At 51.0% G+C, this 17,501-nt stretch carries 16 protein-coding genes; 9 read left to right on the plus strand and 7 right to left on the minus strand.

What is annotated here, in order from left to right:
• Positions 1 to 45: 45 nt before the first annotated feature.
• Entirely contained in the window at positions 46 to 756 is a 711-nt protein-coding gene (locus MTCT_RS00965; RefSeq protein ID WP_048175134.1) for a DUF4012 domain-containing protein, read from the minus strand.
• A 224-nt stretch (positions 757 to 980) separates the two neighbouring features.
• Between MTCT_RS00965 and mtxX the strand changes: the two genes are divergently transcribed.
• The 3 genes from mtxX (at position 981) to MTCT_RS00980 (ending at position 3,404) form a co-directional block, all read left to right on the plus strand.
• A complete protein-coding gene (mtxX, locus tag MTCT_RS00970; RefSeq protein WP_048175136.1) occupies positions 981 to 1,676 on the plus strand; it encodes a methanogenesis marker protein Mmp4/MtxX in 696 nt (231 codons plus the stop codon).
• Positions 1,677 to 1,724: 48 nt separating this feature from the next.
• Positions 1,725 to 2,492: a polyprenyl diphosphate synthase gene (gene uppS, locus MTCT_RS00975; protein WP_048175139.1), complete on the plus strand. Its 768-nt coding sequence runs from the start codon at positions 1,725 to 1,727 to the stop codon at positions 2,490 to 2,492.
• Positions 2,493 to 2,651: 159 nt separating this feature from the next.
• Positions 2,652 to 3,404 (plus strand): TatD family hydrolase, encoded by a 753-nt coding sequence (locus MTCT_RS00980; protein WP_255350882.1) that lies wholly within the window; start codon positions 2,652 to 2,654, stop codon positions 3,402 to 3,404.
• Between the two features lie 12 nt (positions 3,405 to 3,416).
• On the opposite strand, the gene MTCT_RS00985 is transcribed toward MTCT_RS00980, so the two are convergent.
• Entirely contained in the window at positions 3,417 to 3,785 is a 369-nt protein-coding gene (locus MTCT_RS00985) for a carboxymuconolactone decarboxylase family protein (protein WP_048175143.1), read from the minus strand.
• A 91-nt stretch (positions 3,786 to 3,876) separates the two neighbouring features.
• Between MTCT_RS00985 and MTCT_RS00990 the strand changes: the two genes are divergently transcribed.
• The 3 genes from MTCT_RS00990 to MTCT_RS01000 all read left to right on the plus strand — a co-directional run bounded on the left by MTCT_RS00990 (position 3,877) and on the right by MTCT_RS01000 (position 9,299).
• Positions 3,877 to 4,527, plus strand: coding sequence for a 2,5-diamino-6-(ribosylamino)-4(3H)-pyrimidinone 5'-phosphate reductase (locus MTCT_RS00990; RefSeq protein ID WP_048175146.1), 651 nt, complete (start codon positions 3,877 to 3,879; stop codon positions 4,525 to 4,527).
• A gap of 11 nt (positions 4,528 to 4,538) precedes the next feature.
• The gene (locus MTCT_RS00995) at positions 4,539 to 5,075 is read left to right on the plus strand and encodes a DUF483 domain-containing protein (protein WP_048176476.1); all 537 of its coding nucleotides are present in this window, start codon (positions 4,539 to 4,541) and stop codon (positions 5,073 to 5,075) included.
• A 303-nt stretch (positions 5,076 to 5,378) separates the two neighbouring features.
• Positions 5,379 to 9,299 (plus strand): cobaltochelatase subunit CobN, encoded by a 3,921-nt coding sequence (locus MTCT_RS01000; RefSeq protein ID WP_048175148.1) that lies wholly within the window; start codon positions 5,379 to 5,381, stop codon positions 9,297 to 9,299.
• 171 nt (positions 9,300 to 9,470) lie between these two features.
• On the opposite strand, the gene MTCT_RS01005 is transcribed toward MTCT_RS01000, so the two are convergent.
• Both MTCT_RS01005 and MTCT_RS01010 read right to left on the minus strand, forming a co-directional pair.
• Complete coding sequence (locus MTCT_RS01005; RefSeq protein WP_048175151.1) at positions 9,471 to 10,070, minus strand: DedA family protein; 600 nt, start codon at positions 10,068 to 10,070, stop codon at positions 9,471 to 9,473.
• A gap of 47 nt (positions 10,071 to 10,117) precedes the next feature.
• A complete protein-coding gene (locus MTCT_RS01010; RefSeq protein WP_048175153.1) occupies positions 10,118 to 11,041 on the minus strand; it encodes a hypothetical protein in 924 nt (307 codons plus the stop codon).
• A gap of 106 nt (positions 11,042 to 11,147) precedes the next feature.
• On the opposite strand from MTCT_RS01010, the gene MTCT_RS01015 reads away from it, so the two are divergent.
• Positions 11,148 to 11,753 carry a hypothetical protein gene (locus tag MTCT_RS01015; protein WP_231855311.1) on the plus strand — a complete coding sequence of 202 codons (606 nt, stop codon included), beginning with the start codon at positions 11,148 to 11,150 and terminating at the stop codon, positions 11,751 to 11,753.
• 93 nt (positions 11,754 to 11,846) lie between these two features.
• Here the strand turns inward: MTCT_RS01015 and MTCT_RS01020 are convergent, their stop codons facing one another.
• From MTCT_RS01020 to MTCT_RS01030, 3 genes are all read right to left on the minus strand, one after another.
• Entirely contained in the window at positions 11,847 to 13,259 is a 1,413-nt protein-coding gene (locus MTCT_RS01020; protein ID WP_048175160.1) for a replication factor C large subunit, read from the minus strand.
• Between the two features lie 12 nt (positions 13,260 to 13,271).
• Entirely contained in the window at positions 13,272 to 14,225 is a 954-nt protein-coding gene (locus MTCT_RS01025) for a replication factor C small subunit (RefSeq protein ID WP_048175163.1), read from the minus strand.
• Between the two features lie 207 nt (positions 14,226 to 14,432).
• Complete coding sequence (locus MTCT_RS01030) at positions 14,433 to 15,281, minus strand: shikimate dehydrogenase (RefSeq protein WP_048175165.1); 849 nt, start codon at positions 15,279 to 15,281, stop codon at positions 14,433 to 14,435.
• Positions 15,282 to 15,439: 158 nt separating this feature from the next.
• On the opposite strand from MTCT_RS01030, the gene MTCT_RS01035 reads away from it, so the two are divergent.
• On the plus strand, positions 15,440 to 16,102 hold the full coding sequence (locus tag MTCT_RS01035; RefSeq protein WP_048175168.1) for an RNA ligase partner protein: 663 nt from the start codon (positions 15,440 to 15,442) through the stop codon (positions 16,100 to 16,102).
• A gap of 49 nt (positions 16,103 to 16,151) precedes the next feature.
• Positions 16,152 to 17,435, plus strand: a complete 1,284-nt coding sequence (gene hisS, locus MTCT_RS01040) for a histidine--tRNA ligase (RefSeq protein ID WP_048175171.1) — start codon at positions 16,152 to 16,154, stop codon at positions 17,433 to 17,435.
• Positions 17,436 to 17,501: the final 66 nt, after the last annotated feature.

Genomic DNA, 17,501 nt, shown 5'->3' on the forward strand with positions numbered 1-17,501 from the left:
TGAGGTATCCTGTGATGTTTTTTCAAAAAAATAAATAGTTTTTTATCAGCTGGTCACCCTTTCAAGTCCTGTGGATATGAGGAACTGTATGAAGGCACCTTCGGGTACAACAACGATGTTTCCCTGCTGATACTGCTGTATCCCCGCGTTTACCATGGCCATGTACTTTGAACGGTCCTTTGTGGCATTGAATATTGCCCTCATGAGTGACTGAACCGCAACGCCCCTTGCGGATCCCTGCTGCTGTTCCTCCCTGAGGAATGTTATGCTGTTTCCTGAGACATAACCCTGACCCTCCACATATACAGGACCTATTGCCTGTAGGATGCCGTCCACTGCCTGGGGTGTCACTATCACGACGATATCTGTTTTCACACCGGTATTGTATTCCACTATCTCCTGCGCAAGTCTGGCACCCTTCTCTGTATCGTTTTCCCAGAGGGCGTCATGCAGGAGCCACCTGTTTACTCCCTGCGCCCTCAGTGAAGCCGGGGGTTCTGCTGTTGGATGGGCCATGTTGTGTGGGTAGACAGCCGTTACATTGGTTATGTTACCCTCGTTCATGGTTATTATGAAGGCCATGTCAACGGCCCCTATACCAGGCCTTGGTTCACTGGGGTCTGCGCATAGAAGCAGCACATGTTTTTCTCCCACAAAAACGTTCTGTGAGTTTGTGATGTAGTTTTCATAAGTTACAACTGAAAGACCCAGTATAACTATGAAGAGACCGAGGATTATCTTATTTTTTGTATCCATATTCTTACCTTCCTTTAGCTGATCTGGGGTTCTGGATCACGTAAGAAGTTAACATTGAAAAGCACTGCTCCACATGATTTACGTTAACCTAAATTTTGCCACAATTTATATATATACTTTGGTGTTTATGTATCATGCAGAACTGAATATTTAATACTTCTCAACACATATATTAATGTTGCTGTGGGCCAAGAAACATTCTTAAAAAAGGAGGATGTCACCCCATGAGGATAGTGGCAGGGGCCGGTGAGAACAGGAACATCGAAAGGGCTGCTTCGTCAGTGGAATTTGATGTTGAACTGGTTTACTCCGAGGACGAATTCATAGAAAGGTTAAGAATGGGAAAGGACGCCTATGTGAGGGGTTCCCTCCCATCAGCAAGTATAATGGCGGAACTCAAGAATCATGGGCCCCTGATGAGGGCTTCATGGATAGAGACGGGAAAGGGGAGTTTTTTCCTTGCACCCGTCGGGATAGATGAGGGTGAAACAGTTACCGAAAGGCTCAGAATAGCCACTGCCGCAGGGGACTTCCTCATAAAAACAGGAACCGAGCCATTCATCGGTATAATATCAGGGGGACGGCCAGGTGACCTTGGAAGGTCCCCTGCAGTGGACAGTTCAATCCGTGATGGTGAACTTCTGGCATCAATGGTAAAGGATAAATATGAAGTGAGGCACTACCATATACTGATAGAGGAGGCCGTAAGGGATGGGTGCAACGTCATCATAGCACCCGATGGGATAACAGGTAACCTCATATTCAGATCACTGGTTCTCGTTGGCACGGCCAGAAGCCACGGAGCTGTGGCCCTTGGATTTAATGGGATTTTTGTTGACACATCTAGGTCACAGACTACTGCGGGTTACCGCAGAGCACTTAGATTCGCCCACTGGCTTGCCACCAGTTGGAGAGATTAGATCATCAATTTATAGAATAATTAAAAACTCCAGTCAGGTAGATGGGAAATGTCACCTTTAAAACCTCTTTACAAACTGTATGAGTGGTACATATCGCGCAACCTCAAAAGGGAGAGAATGCCAAGGCACGTTGCCATTATAATGGATGGTAACAGGAGATACTCACGACTCCAGGGCAGCGTCGACCCCATAGAGGGTCACAAGAAGGGTATTGAGACACTGGAAAAGGTCCTGGACTGGTGCGTTGACCTTGGAATAGAGATAGTAACAGCCTATGCATTCTCAACTGAAAACTTTAAAAGGCCAGAAAACGAGGTTAATGGCCTGATGAAGCTCTTCAAGGAGAACTTTGAGGCCATAGCAAGCAATAAGAAGATCCATAAAAACCGTGTCAGGGTCAAGGCAGTCGGAAAACTTGAACTGCTCCCTGAAGATGTTAGAAAGGCTATAGAGGTCGCTGAGAGGTCAACTGAGGGATACTCTGATCGACTTGTGAACATTGCCATAGGATATGATGGCAGACAGGAGATAGTGGACGCCGCAAGGAAAATCGCCGAGGACGTCAGGGCCGGCCGCATTGACCCTGAGGACATAGACGAGGACATGATAAACAGGAACCTCTACACCGCTGGACTGGAGGACCCCCACCTCATAATAAGGACCAGTGGTGAGGAGCGCCTCAGCGGTTTTCTCCTCTGGCAGTCATCCTATTCAGAACTGTACTTCTGCGACAGCCTATGGCCGGAACTTCGAAAGGTCGACTTCTTAAGGGCCATAAGGTCATACCAGCAGAGGGAGAGGAGATTCGGTACCTAGATAGGCTTCAGGCGACTTTTAAGGCTATAAGGTCATACCAGCAGAGGGAGAGGAGATTCGGTACCTAGATACATTTCAGGCGACTTTTAAGGCTATAAGGTCCTAACATGGATATATGGACCTGATACCCATCAAGCTATCAATGGAGGGATCAATATAATAGATGTTCACTGTCACCTGGACTTCAAGGACTTCAACAGGAACCGTGAAGAGGTTATTGAGAGGGCAAAGGGGAAACTCAGGGCAATTATAGATTCGGGTGTTGGACTCGGGGGCAACAGGAGGGCCCTTGCCCTTGCCTCAGATTATCCAGGATTCATATACCCCACCATGGGTTTCCATCCCGCCGACGCATCAAAGGCAAGGCCTGAACTCATAGAGGAGGTCGCGGGGCAGATAGAATCACACATTGACAGGATCGTGGCCATAGGTGAGACAGGCATGGACTTCCACCACACCCGGGATGCTGAGGGAAGGAGAAGACAGGAGGAGGCCTTCAGAATCTTCGCCAAACTTGCAGAGGAACATGAGATGCCCCTGGTTGTCCATGCAAGGGACGCCGAGGAGAGGGCCCTTGAGATCGTACTCGAGCACAGCATACCAGAGGTGGTCTTTCACTGCTACGGTGGCAGCCTATCAACTGCAGAGAGGATAATGGACGCCGGATACCACATATCAATATCCACACTTGTGACCTTCTCGGATCACCACATGAAACTTGTGGAGGACCTCCCGCTGGAGAGCATGCTTACAGAGACCGACAGTCCATACCTCTCCCCTTTCAGGGGGAAGCGCAACGAGCCAGCATTTGTGGCTGAAGCGGTTAAGAAAATAGCAGAGATCAAGGAAACCGATGTTGAGGATGTTGACAGGGTGACAACATCCACTGCAGAAAGAATTTTTGGCCTGTGAGGCCATCTGAATTTATTTTTCCATCTCCCTGAAAACCTCAGCTGCCACAGTAACACCATTTATGGCTGCAGGGAACCCTGCATAGACAGCCATCTGGATGAGGACCTCAATTATCTCCTCCCTGCTGCAGCCGGCATTGAGGGCACCCTTCACATGGCCTTTCAACTGTTTTTCAGCCCCAAGGACCGTGAGGGCTGCCACGGTGACAAGTTCCCTTGTTTTAAGATCCAGCGCATCCCTGGAGTAGATATCACCGTATGCAAATTCAACCACGAACCTTGAAAGATCAGGGGCAACATCCTCAAGTTCATCACGCAGCTTCCTGTAGGAGTCCCTGTGTATCCTCTCAAGTATCTCCATTCCAGCAGTGTATCTGTCCATATTTCAACCTCCCGATCTGGAAACCCCACATGGTTTCCACACTAATTTATAGTATGGTGGCTATAAACCTATAGACTGGAGGAGAAGGTTCATGAGACCATACGTTATACTCAACGCAGCAATGACACTGGACGGTAAGATTGCGACAAAGACAGGTAGCTCTGAGATATCCGGTGAGGAGGATCTCAGGAGGGTCCATGAGCTTCGGAGGGAATGTGACGCCATAATGGTGGGGATAAACACGGTACTTGCAGATGACCCCCGACTCACCGTCCACAGGGTTGATGCAGAGGAAGGGGATAACCCTGTGAGGGTGGTGGTTGACAGCAGGGCAAGGACACCCCTGGATTTCAGGGTCCTCAACGATGAGGCCCCCACTGTGATAGGTGTCTCGGAGAGTGCCCCGATATCAAGGGTTAATGAACTCAGAAAAAGGGCTGAAGTTGTGGTTGCAGGAAAAGACAGGGTGGACCTCCGCCTGCTCCTAGAAAGACTCCATGAGATGGGTGTCAGGAGGCTGATGCTCGAGGGGGGCTCAACCCTCAACTACTCCATGTTAACGGAGGGCCTTGTTGATGAGGTCCGGGTGTGCATAGCCCCCATGATCGCCGGTGGCAGGGAGGCAAGGACACTGGTTGATGGTGAGGGCATAGACGATATGTCCGATGCCATAAAACTCGAACTTGAGAGGTTCTACACCCTGGGGGAGGACCTCATAGTTGAGTACACCGTAAAGAGGTAGATGTGGTTTTCATGCTGGAGAGGATCTATGAGAGAATACTGAGGATAAGGGAAGATGGATGCAGGGACTGCCTGAAGGTTGTCTGCCGTATGGATGACTTTCAGTTCAACCAGCTCATGTCGAGACTCCAGATGCAGATTGAGATAACCTCCAGGTATAATCCGCCTGTGAGGCCTGCCCTGGATCCCATGATATCCACGGAACTTGGTGTGTACAGGGGTGATGATGAGAACATAGGGAGACTCCTTGGCTACCCTGAGTGCTGCATACAGAGCTTCTCTGAGAACACCAGGTATGCGATTGATGAGGATCACCTTGCAGAGGTGGATGAACTTGAGGTTCCCCCGGATAAATGCGCCCTTGTGCTCCCATCAGGTTTCATACCATGCAGCCTCAGATGCAGGGAGGCATGGGAGAGGAATCTCATAGCCTTTGCAGACAGGGAGGAGTTTAAGAGGATACTTGAACTTGAGGATGAACTCCGCATGAAGCTCCCGCACTTTCACCTGGCATATGATGAGTATTTTGAGAAGATAATCCTTGATTGAATCTTTTTTGATTTTTTAGGTTGGATGGGTATTTTGAGAAGATAGTCCTTGGATGAGTCTTTTTTGATTTTTTTGGGTCGGATGGGTATTTATGAGAAGATAATCTCGGATGAATCCTTTATTGGAGTGCCAGACAGGAAATCATCTTTCATTTAAAAAATGAATTGAGTATTACTTTTAACACCCGCCTTTTTTAAATCATTCATACTTAAAATCTTTTAATTAAGATTTAAATAGAATTTCATCAAATCTCTTTACGATATTGAATCAGTAAATTATTAAAATCGTAAAGGAGGTGAAAAAATGAAGAAGTTTCTACTGATAGCACTTATTCTGCTCATTGTTTCAGTTCCATCAGTAGCAGCAGCAGACAACGATACCAACACAACAGAGTCAAAGATGCTGAAGGATACAAACATGGTGGTGCTCCTCACAGGATGCGTGGTGGGAACCGTCGACCCCATAATGAATGACGCCTACCGCAATGACCTCCTTCCCAGCGGATACAACTTCACCCTGAAGATATACACCATGGACACCTTCAACCTCAACTCAACGGCATCCAGCCAGTTCAAAAATGACGTGAAGAATGCGGATATATTCTTCCTCTTCACAAGACCCGGCTACCCTGTGACCGGGATGAGCTATGGGACAGAATTCGATGCAGCAGTCGACTTCCAGGCCCTCGCAGCCAGCATGAAACCTGGAGCACGAATATTCGTCCTGGGCCCTGTAAAACCCAACGTCACAGGTGTTAATGTGACCAACCTCCCAGCCTATGGTCCGGTCGCAGCACCTGCACTCTCACGGGAGAACATAAAGAGGACGCTCCTGGAGGTCCTGAGGCTCAGCGGGGCCGTGAATCTGACGGTCAACGACACAAAACTGGTACCTGGAATGCAGGACTTCCTCTACCATCCACTGGCACCACGTGTTTACACAGACAGGGAATCCTACACAGAATGGTACATGAACACCACCCTCTACAGGCCCGGGGCCCCATGGGTGGGGGTTGCCATACTGAACCGTTACTACCTCTCGGGTAACATGGACGTCTATGAGACCCTCATACAGAAACTCGAGGCAAAGGGACTCAACGTGATGCCCTACTTCTACTGTTCAGACCCCATAGGGGCCTCAAGGCGCTTCTTCATGGTCAACAACAGTTCAGTGATTGACGCCCTCGTTGCCTGTGTACAGTTCGGTTACTGGCCAGACAACCAGACCATAACCTTCTTCACTGACCTCAACGTGCCTGTTCAGGGTCCACTCCCGGTGTTCCTGCAGACCTCCCTGGATGATTACATAAACAGCAGCAGACAGCAGGGCCTCAGGGGTCTGGAGTACTACTGGCTCGCCATGTTTGAGATGCAGGGGCGAATAGAACCCATACTTATAGGTGGTAACAGGGTATCGGACCCGGACCCGGTAACCGGGGTCACACTCAAGGAATACGTGGCCTATGAGCCAGGGGTAAACCAGCTGGTGGAGCGAACACTTGCCTGGGTGAATCTCAGGAAGAAGGTGAACAGTGACAAGAGGGTGGCCATAGTCTACTTTGACAGCACCCATGATGAGGGGATGCCGGCAACCAATGGCCTCAACCTCTACGGCAGTCTGAGCAACATACTACTTGCAATGAGGGCAGCAGGTTACACCACAGGAAACGGAAATCTGACCCCCGAGTACATCTATGAACTCATAAACAGGGCTGGAAGAAACCCCAGGAACATGACACAGTCAGAACTCCGGAAACTGGTTGAGGCTGGATGCATCACAGTACCTGTTTCAGATTACCTCAGGTGGTATTCAAAGCTCCCGGTAACCCTCAGGCGCCAGGTTGAGGCAATGTGGGGTCAGGCTCCAGGTAACATCATGGTCTACAACGGCAGCATTGTGATCCCCGGCTTCATGCTCGGCAACATGTTTATGGGTCCGCAGCCGGTCTGGAAGTGGAACGGCACACTCAACAACGGCACGCTACCACCTACACACCAGTTCATAGCCTTCTACCTCTGGCTTCAGAATGGATTCAGGGCCGATGCAGTGGTACACATAGGACAGCATGGCACACTGGAATTGCTTCCGGGCCATGTGAATGCCATGACAGAGGATGACTGGCCAAACACCCTCATAGGATCCATCCCCAACATACACCTCCTCAAGATGGAGGACCCCCTTGAGGCTGTTATAAACCCGGCCAAGAGGAGGGCATACGCCGTTACCATCTCATACCTCATACCACCGGTTATGAGGACGGAACTCTACGGCGTATACCAGGAACTTGCAGACCTTCTGGGATCCTACAGCACTGCAGAGGCATCAGGGGATAGGGACAGGATGAACGTCCTGGAATCCCTCATAAGGGATGGTGTGAAGAGGGCGGGCGTTGACGTGAGGCTCAACGTGAGTAACTCAACCCCCTTCAGTGTCCTCAGACTGAGACTTGAGGATTACCTACATGAGCTCACAGAGATCCTCATGCCCTATGGGCTCCACACCTTCGGGGAGCTCCCTGACAGTGAAACCCTTGAGAGGTTCCTGGATGCAATCATATCCTTTGACCCTGCAAACAGGACGGCAAGGAGGGATGAGATAAGAAATCTGCTCATCATGAGTGCCAGCAACGAGATGGCCTCACTCCTCAGGGCCCTCAACGGGGAATTCATACAGCCAGCTCCAGCGAGAAGCCCCATAATCAACCTTGCAGCGCTTCCAACAGGCCGGAACATGTACACCTTTGACCCATCATCCATCCCTGACCCTGCCGCTGTGGTGATGGGATCAAGGGCTGCAGAGGAGATGCTTAAACGCCACAGGGAGGCGAACGGCGGAAGGTACCCTGAAACCGTTGCCGTGGATATAGGTGACGTTATATCAACCGGCGGCCAGAGCATCGCAGCCATATTCTACTTCCTGGGTGTTAAACCGGTCTATGAGAGCGGAGCACTCATCGGGACAGAGATCATCCCACTCAGTGAACTTGGAAGGCCAAGGATCGACGTTGTGATAAGCGACTTCCACAACTTCCGCGGGGCAATTCCCGGGGCAATGGACGTCATAGACAACACGATTAAGAGGATAGTTAACCTCAACGAGTCAGCTGAGATGAACTATGTGCGAAAACACTACATTACCCTCAGATCAGGCATCTACAGTGAACTGGTGGCCTCAGGGATGAACAGTTCAGCGGCCGATGCAATGGCGGACAGGCTTGCAAGGACCAGGATCTTTGGGCTGCCACCGGGTGCAGACCCCCATGGTGCGGGTGTCGACAGGATACTCTGGTCACGGGATGACTGGACAGCCGAAGAGCTTGCAGAGACCTACCTCAGCTACTACTCGTATGCCTATGGAAGGGACCTCAACGGCCTCCAGAGCCCGAAACTCCTGGAGTCGCTCCTTCGTACAGTTGACGCCAGCATGGTGATAATGCCCTACAGGGCACCCGGCGAGGGAACCTGCCTCTACAGGGTCTCGGTCACCGTGAACTTCATGGTGAACTACCTCACAGGGAGGAACATAAACAGCTACATTGCAAAAACAGCCTACGGAACACCCATCATAAGGACCCTCCAGGAGTCAGCCTACGATGACCTTGCAGTGACGCTCCTCAACCCCACATGGATCCAGGGCAAGCTGCGTGAGGGACCATCCGGCAGCGCATCAATAGCACTGCAGGTGAGGGATCTCTTCATGAGTGATGCCCTCGTGGACGTGGCATCAGCCGATGTCTGGAGGAGGATTGCCGACACATTCCTCTTTGACAGCGCTGTGAGGTCACAGCTTGATGCATCAGCCATCCAGATGATAGCACGCTATGTGAGGCAGGCCCATACCAGGGGACTTGTATCCCTCTCAGGGGCTGAACTTGCAGCAATATCCGAGATGCTGGGTGAGGGTACCTCCACAGACACAGACCAGGGAGACAACCAGGGTTCAGATCATGGAACCACCACAGGATCCCATGGAACAACTGGAAGGGGAGGAAGATCTCCAGGAACCCATGCAGGGGTTCTGGCACAGTCCTCCGCCTCAGAGTCAGGCGCATCATCCCCCGGGGTTGCAGGAGCATCAGAACAGAAACCTGGAAGTGCCTATGAGATCTCAACCCCACAGGCAGAGGAAAAATCAGGCAGCACACAGCTCTACGCTGTTCTTGGCATAGTTGGAATCTTCTGCCTTCTTGGAGTTGGCTACTACTTTGGACCCCTCAGAAAATAATTTCATTCCCCTTTATTTTTTTAACGTGTGACGATAATTGGGTTTTTCTCTGTTTAACTCTGCTAATGGCTTTTTCATAATTCCACTAGGCCTAATACCTTTCCATGGATCCAGGACTTCCAGAATTAAGATTATAACAGGAATTCCCTATTCCCATCAGGTCCTTAGACTTCATCTTATCTTTCTGTAAATGTAGAGGAGGATCAGGGGGATGGCGATGAGTATGGCGTAATCCAGTGCATGGAACACTGGCTCCAGGGAGGTCCAGCGAGGACCGAGAAGATAACCGGAATATGCAAGGATGAGGCACCATGGCAGGGAGCCGGCGAATGTGTAGATAACGAATTTCTTCAGATCCATCCGGGCTATACCTGCAGGGAGGGATATGAAGGTCCTGATAACCGGCAGCATCCTCGAGATGAGGACGGCCTCGTGCCCGTACCTTTCAAACCATTCATCGGCCATCCTGAGTTTACTATCTGTTATCATGATGTAGGGGCCATACCTCTCGAGTAAGGGACGCCCTCCCTTGAAACCCATAATATAGGCGAGAAGAGAACCCAGAAGGTTACCCAGCGCACCCGCAATTACAACGCCAGTGAGGGTCAGATTCTGCTGCCATGCTATGTATCCGCTGAAGGGCATTATAACCTCACTTGGAACTGGAATACAGGCACTTTCAAGGGCCATGAGAAAAACTATACCGGGATACCCGCTTTCCTCTATGAATCTGATCACAGAGTCTGTAAGGGTCATGGTTATATCAAGCATGCTGACCCTTTCTCTCATTGACTATATAATTTTTGGGGCTTGTTATTCTATGAAAACCTACGGAATAACTGTGGCCTGAAACCCAGCCCCAGCAGGATTTCCTTGTCCTCATCCTTTAATTCGTGCTCTGAAGTTGGGGGGACAGGTTTTCCGTCCCTTGCAAGTATCACTCCACCCTTCCGCTGGGCCCCCATCAATTTACCTGCATTCCCGTTCACTATGAGGTAACCGTCCCTCATATCTATGCCGGAGAAGTCGTCACAGTCACCATCTATGATAACCGTGCCACCACTGAGGAGCGCCCCTGTATTTTTACCGGCGTTACCATTCACCCGGACCGTCCCGCGCCTCATGAGTATCCCGGTTGATAGGTCCACGTCCCCCTTGTGGATCACCTCGGCGTCAACATCAAGCCTGGCGCAGAGGGTATCCCTGACGTGACCATCATCTATGACCATCCTGCCGGGGGTGAATGTAAAATTAACGGGTTTTTCACCCCTGAGGCCCGATTTGAGGATGTCAGTTACTGATAGGAACTTCTTATACCCCCTCCTATCAGATTTAACCTCAACCACGTTCCCCACAGGGTCCTTAACCTTCCCCTTAACGTAAATTGTACCTGAGACCATGCTGATACCCATACGGGTGTCCACGTCCCCCTCAACGGTCAGGACACCTGTATCCAGGGCGCCGCCGGTCCCCCCGAAGTATGCAAGGTCCGCCCCCATGCTTGATGCGAGCCTGTGGCCGGCATCCCCCCTCACAACCACCTCACCTCCACCCTTGAGGTGTTCAACAACATCCCTGAAGGTGCAGGATGTGCCCGGGATCCTGTCCTCAGGGTCAAGCTTCTCACCCCTGTGCTGCCAGTGGAAGTTGTAGGTGAAATCTGCGATGCAGTCCACCGGCCCATCGGGTTCAAGTTCAATGACTTCCCTTTCATCCCTCCTCCTTCCAAAGAGTCCGAACATGAGAGCACCTCCATATATTTATTACTCCACCCACAGATTTATATACCCATGCGATTAAGTTCCTTTCTGTTCTATCAATCAAGAGGATGGTAACTTGCCCGGTAAAATGGAGATACTCAGAGCCCTATCTGAGCTGGGAGTGGATACAAGGTTTGTGAGTGTAACAGACAGTGAGGTCCTCATAAACAACCTCCGTTTCTCAAGGTTCTCAAGGAGGAGGGAGGAGGAGTTCAGCTCAAGGTACCCTGAGATCAGGGTTGTGAGGTCAGGGGTCTTTCAGAGGATATGCTCAAGGGCATCCAGGGTCCTGGCATCAACCCTGAGGCCCAGGGTGGGTGTTAGGATCCAGGCTGAGGGTGAGATGGCCCATGTGCTCCATGTGATCCTTGAGCCCTACACAAGAAAGTACGGTATAAGAATCGGTGAGGGGGAGGTCACTGCACTTCCAGCCACACTGGATCACTCCATTGCAGCGGCACTTGAGGATATGGTGATGGGTGAACCTATAAGGTACCATCACAGGTCAACATCCACGGTCATATACCCCCTCTCAACTGTACCTGCAGCCTGGATTGAGTCATGGCTTGGCACTGAAATCACCATCACCAGCAACCCAATCGTGGCGGAGTTCATGGAGTTCTTCAATGAGAATGTACCCCAGTTCAGGGATAAGATGCGGAAGTCCCTTGAGTTCATAGGGGAAAATGGCTGATTTTTACTTATAGATTGCAGCTGCGTTCATGCTTGAGAAAAGAGGTTCCTTGGGGGATTACAGGGAAAAATAAGGAGTGAATGAATTCAATGATCACCCTGAGAACTGGAAGAGTGAAGTCTGCTTCTCACGGGGCTTATCATCACCGGAATCTGATCCAGGGGATTTATCATCACCGGATTTACCGGTTTTACCTTCAGTTGACTTACTGCCCATATCTGCGCTCCGGGACTTCTTCTTCTGGGTGTAAAGTGGTCCGGTCTTATCAGATTTTTTACGTGTCTTCTTAGCTTTGGGAGCCTTTATCTTCCTTTTCCTGAACAGTTTAACCTCTTCGTCTGTGAGTTCAAGGAATTCCTTCATCTCATAGGCCATCTCATCGTTCTCGAATATTATCTCCAGATAGGGGAACATTGAAATTGCAACCTTGGGTGATATGTGCATCCTCTCAGCCATCTTACCTGCAACACTGTCACGGAGGTTCCTCTGCTTGCGTGTTCTCCCCAGTAACCTGAATGAGGATGAACCTGTGTACCTGACGAATTTCCTGTAGGTCTTCTCCTTGGCGAGGGCGACACCGGGACCCATGAGATCAGAGGCGTAGCGCCAGTAGGTGTAGTTCCTGCTCCTCACAGCACGGCCAAAGAATATATCTGCATGTGATAGCATGTCATAGGCCCTGCTGATCTCATGGGGCTTTTCATATTCCCTTGGAACATTCTCTGCAATGAATTCAAGTACAAGTGTCGGGTCATCATCCACCCTCATGGCCTCCCTGATCTTTGAGAAGTCCCGGCTCTTCAGAACGGCCCTAACGGCGTCGAAGAGATTGGAGGTGGAATCCTTCTCACCCATGCTGAGGAGTTCCTCACCAACCCGCTCCTCACCACTGGCAACCGCCTCAAGGTCATTGATGGCAGAACGCAGATCCCCATGGGACCTCTTTGCAAGTTCCTTGAGGACATCGTCGGGGCAGTCGATACCCTCTGCCTGGCATATCCGTTTCAGGGCCGCGGCTATGGATGATGTGTGGACCTTCCTGATGTTTATGACCTTACACTTTGGCTTGATGCTCTGAAGCCTCTTGCTGTAGGGGTCGTTGGCGGTTAACACGATGGGGTGGCGGCTCTCCCTGAGTATCCTGTTTATGGCCTGTACACCGCCCCGGTCCTCGTTGCCGTGTATACCATCCACCTCGTCGAGGATGATCAGTTTGAGGTCATGGTTGAAGAGGGAGCGGGTGGCTGACGCCTCACCGGCAGTCCTCGTTATGGCATCCTGTGAGCGCTTGTCACTGGCATTGAGTTCAAGGGTGTCTGAGAACTCCCTACCTATTATATGTGCTATGGTTGTCTTCCCTGTACCTGGCGGGCCCACAAGGAGGAGGGGGGGCTGGGGCTCGCTGGCCTTCCAGCCACTGATCCACTTCTTTATCTCGGCTATTGCCTTCTGGTTCCCGGCCACCTCCTCAAAGGTCCTGGGCCGGTACTTCTCTGTCCATGACATTGATCTACCCTCTCACTGTTCCAGGAACCTTGCGAGGAGGGCTTCAAGCTGTATCCTTGGATTGGCGCCCTCCCTTATCCTGAAGTCGTACTCTCCAACAGCCTCTATGAGTTTTATGTACCTCTCGCCCTCGATGGATCCATCCATGGCGAGCCTTGAGAGTTCCTGGTAGATCTGGGTGACCATGTCCTCGCCGCTTATACCCTGGAGGACCATGATCTCCCTGAGCATGTCCCTGGCCTCCATGAACTTCCCATCCAGGATGGTCATTATCATCTTCCTCACATCCTTTGGCCTGGCCCTTGATACCACCTCGTAGATGCTGGATTCTGTTATCTTCTCACCCAGTGAGGCCGCTGACTGGAGGATGTTTATGGCCTTCCTGAGGTCACCCTCTGCAAAGTAGACCACGGTGTCAAGGGCCTGGGGCTCGTATTCCAGGCCCTCCTGGTCTGCGATGTACTCAAGGCGGCTTATTATGTGGCGGCCCTTGAGGGGGAGGAACCTGAAGATGGCGCACCTTGACTGTATCGGGTCTATGATCTTTGAGGAGTAGTTACAGGAGAGTATGAATGAGGAGGTCTTGGTGTACATCTCCATCTCCCTCCTGAGGGCATGCTGGGCGTCCTTTGTCATGTTGTCAACCTCGTCGAGGAATATTATCCTGAAGGGCGCCCCCACAGGTTTCAGGCGGCAGAAGTTCTTTATGCTGGTCCTCACGGTATCTATGCCCCTGGCGTCTGAGGCGTTCAGCTCCAGGAAGTTCTGCCTCCAGTACTCCCCGAGGATCTCCCTTGCAAGGGCGAGGGCCGTTGTTGTTTTACCAACACCTGCAGGTCCTGTGAACATGAGGTTCGGCATGCTCATCTCTTCAACGTAGCGTTTGAGGCGTGGTATTATGTGTTCCTGGCCAACGATATCATCAAGTTTCTGTGGTCTGTACTTCTCTACCCAAGGTCCATTCATAAGATCACCGGTAATGGTTAAGAATTATCTTTCATAGGATCAGGATGGGGGTTAACATTTCTGGATGATGTGGTATATTCCTCTTTCTGAGGAGGTTCCTTCGTTAGGATCAGGATGGGGGTTAACATTTCTGGATGATGTGGTATATTCCTCTTTCTGAGGAGGTTAATGGTTACCCATCCCCCGGCTGAAACATACATGAAGGAGTTACACCCCATGGAGGGCATCAAGAAGGGCCTTTTCCATTACATCCAGGGGGGGTTCCCTCCCGGTCCATATCCTGAAGGCCTCAGCACCCTGATAGAGGAGCATCCTGAGGCCTGAAACCGGAACAGCGCCTGCTGCCCTGGCCTCCCTCAGGAGGCATGTCTCCGGGGGGTTGTAGACAAGGTCGTATACAACGAGGCCCTCATGCATGAGCTCAGCTTTTACGAGGGGTTCATCGTCCATGTGGGGGTACATCCCAACGGGTGTTGTGTCTATGAGGATATCGGCCCCCCCCAAAGAGCGGGGTATGAGTTCATAGCCACCATGTTTCACCCCGATATCAAGGGCCCCCTTAATATCCTCTGCAAGGGCCCTGGCCCTTTCAGGGGTCCTGTTGAGTATGGTTACACTGGCCCCCTCCACTGCAAGCTGGAATGCGCAGGCCCTCGCAGCCCCACCGGCCCCTAGTATGATGACGGAGGACCCATCAACGGATGTAACCTCCTCAAGGGCCCTCAGGCACCCAGAGGCGTCTGTATTGTATCCCCTTATGGTTTCCTCCTCAAACTTCAGGGTGTTCACGGCCCCGATGAGTGAGGCTGTCTCATCAACCTCCCCGATGTATTCAAGGACGGACTCCTTGTGGGGTATTGTGACGTTCACACCCCTCACGTTGAGGGCTCCGAGGCCCCGAACAGCTTCTTCAAGCCCTGATGGTTTCACAGGGAAGGGCACATAGACCCAGTCCATTCCAAGGGCTTTGAACGCCGCGTTGTGCATCTGTGGTGAGAGGCTGTGGGTGAGGGGGTAACCTATTATTCCCGTGAGCTGTGTATTGCCTGTTATCAGTTTATCACAACCATCATCCAGTTAATGGCCTGTTTCTGGCTTCATTTCAGAATTATTCTCATCTCTCAGTTTAACACCTTTTCCTCTGCAATATTTATTTATCATCAGCGATAAATATTGTTTCCATCAGTTACCCATATTGAGAGGGATGGTGTGACATGCTTGCCAAGCAGAGATTTGTCCTTGATACAACGGCCTTTACAGATAACCAGCTACGGGAGATGCTGGGTGACGGTGACCTCAACAGGTCAGTGGATACCATGCTCGACATCATTGCAAGGAGCAGGATAAAGCTCAACATAAGCTGTCACATGCCCCCCATAACCTACAAGGAATTCACCGACTACATGACACGGTATGAATGCCCCGAGGAGACCCTGGTGAAGGCCGAGACATGGATAGTCAAGAAGACACCCAACCGCTACGACACCCAGATACCCTCCCAGATATTCTATGAATACGTCCATGATATAAGGGAGAGGATGAACAAGGGGCTCCGGATTTCAGAGACCCTCCTCTGGGAGGCCGGGATACAGTCCATAATCATGGCATCCCGTGGCGTTAATAAGATTGAAATCGAGGGTGAGGTGCTCGGGAAGGCCATAAAGGACCTCAGGAAGAAGTACCGTTCAGCCCTCAGGAAGGGGACCCTTGACAGTGCCCCGGACCTTGACGTCCTCCTTCTTGCCAAGGAGCTCGGGGCAGGTGTTGTGGCTGCTGATGACGGTATAAGGGTCTGGGCAGAGCGTCTGGGACTGAGGTTCCTGAATGCCACATCCTTCCCCAAGATGCTCAAGGAATACCTTAAATATTATGAATGATGAATCTCCTATCATCCCCTTTATCATTTTTACTGGAGGAATTACTGCCATGGATATATCAAGACCGCGAGGAACCAGAGATTTTCTTTTCGCTGAGATGAGAAACAGGAAAGAGGTTGAAAACGTACTCAGAAGGACATTTGAGACCTACGGCTACCATGAGATCAAAACACCCATATTTGAGGACCTCAAACTCTTCACAGTGAAATCCGGTGAGGAGGTGGTGAACCAGATCTACCACTTCACAGATAAGGGTGGCCGGGAACTGGCACTGAGGCCGGAACTCACAGCACCGGTCGCCAGGCTCTACATGAATGAGATGCAGCGTGAACCCAAACCGATAAAGATGTACTACTTCGGGAGCTGCTTCAGATATGAGAGGCCCCAGGCGGGCCGCTTCAGGCAGTTCTGGCAGTTCGGCTGTGAACTCATAGGGGGAAGGTCTCCGCTGGCAGAAGCCGAGGTCATAACCCTCGCAGCCGAGTCCCTCAGGAGGCTTGGACTTGAGGGGTTCGAGGTCCACGTCGGGCACCTCGGAATCCTCAGGGGCATCCTTGGCAGGGAGAACATAGATGATGAACTTCAGGACAGGATAATGGGTATAATAGATAAGGGTGACGTTGATGAACTTGAATCCTGCCTTGACGGGGTCGAAATATCCCCCGAGAGCAGGGATCTCCTCATGAGCCTCATAGGCACACAGGGGGATCCTGAGGTACTTGATGATGTCAGGGGGCTCCTTGAGGGTTACCCGGAGTCCCTCAGCGCCCTTGAGGAGTTCGCTGAACTTGTGGATACCCTTGAACACTTCGGTCTTGAGGACTACCATGTGAACCTTGGAATCGCAAGGGGACTCGACTACTACACCGGCGCAGTATTTGAGATTTATGTCCCAAGACTCGGCGCCCAGCGACAGATCTGTGGTGGCGGCACATACAACCTTGTTGAAACCTTTGGGGGCGAAAGGGTTGAATCAACGGGCTTCGCATTTGGCTTCGACCGCCTCATGAATGCCCTTGAAATGGACGAGGGGGACCTGAGGATGGTTGACGTCTTTGTGATACCCATACATGAATCAACACTCCCCGAGGCGATCAGGATCACACAGGAGATTAGAGGTGTGGGTATAGCGGCTGACATGGATCTGGCGGGGAGAAAACTCCGAAAGGCACTTTCATATGCTGATAACATTGGGGCAAGGTTCGTGGTCCTCACAGGTGAAAGGGACCTCCAGGAGGGTAAGGTCACATTGAGGGACATGGAGGACGCTTCACAGGAGGCTGTGGATAGGACTGAGATCGTGGATAGGTTGAAGAAGATCCTCTGTGAATAGGTTTGACTGTCAGTAGGTTGTGTATGTTGAAGAAGATAAAATAGAAGAATAAATGAGTTGAATGTC

It is taken from the genome of Methanothermobacter sp. CaT2 (assembly GCF_000828575.1).
In the GTDB taxonomy this organism is placed as follows: domain Archaea; phylum Methanobacteriota; class Methanobacteria; order Methanobacteriales; family Methanothermobacteraceae; genus Methanothermobacter.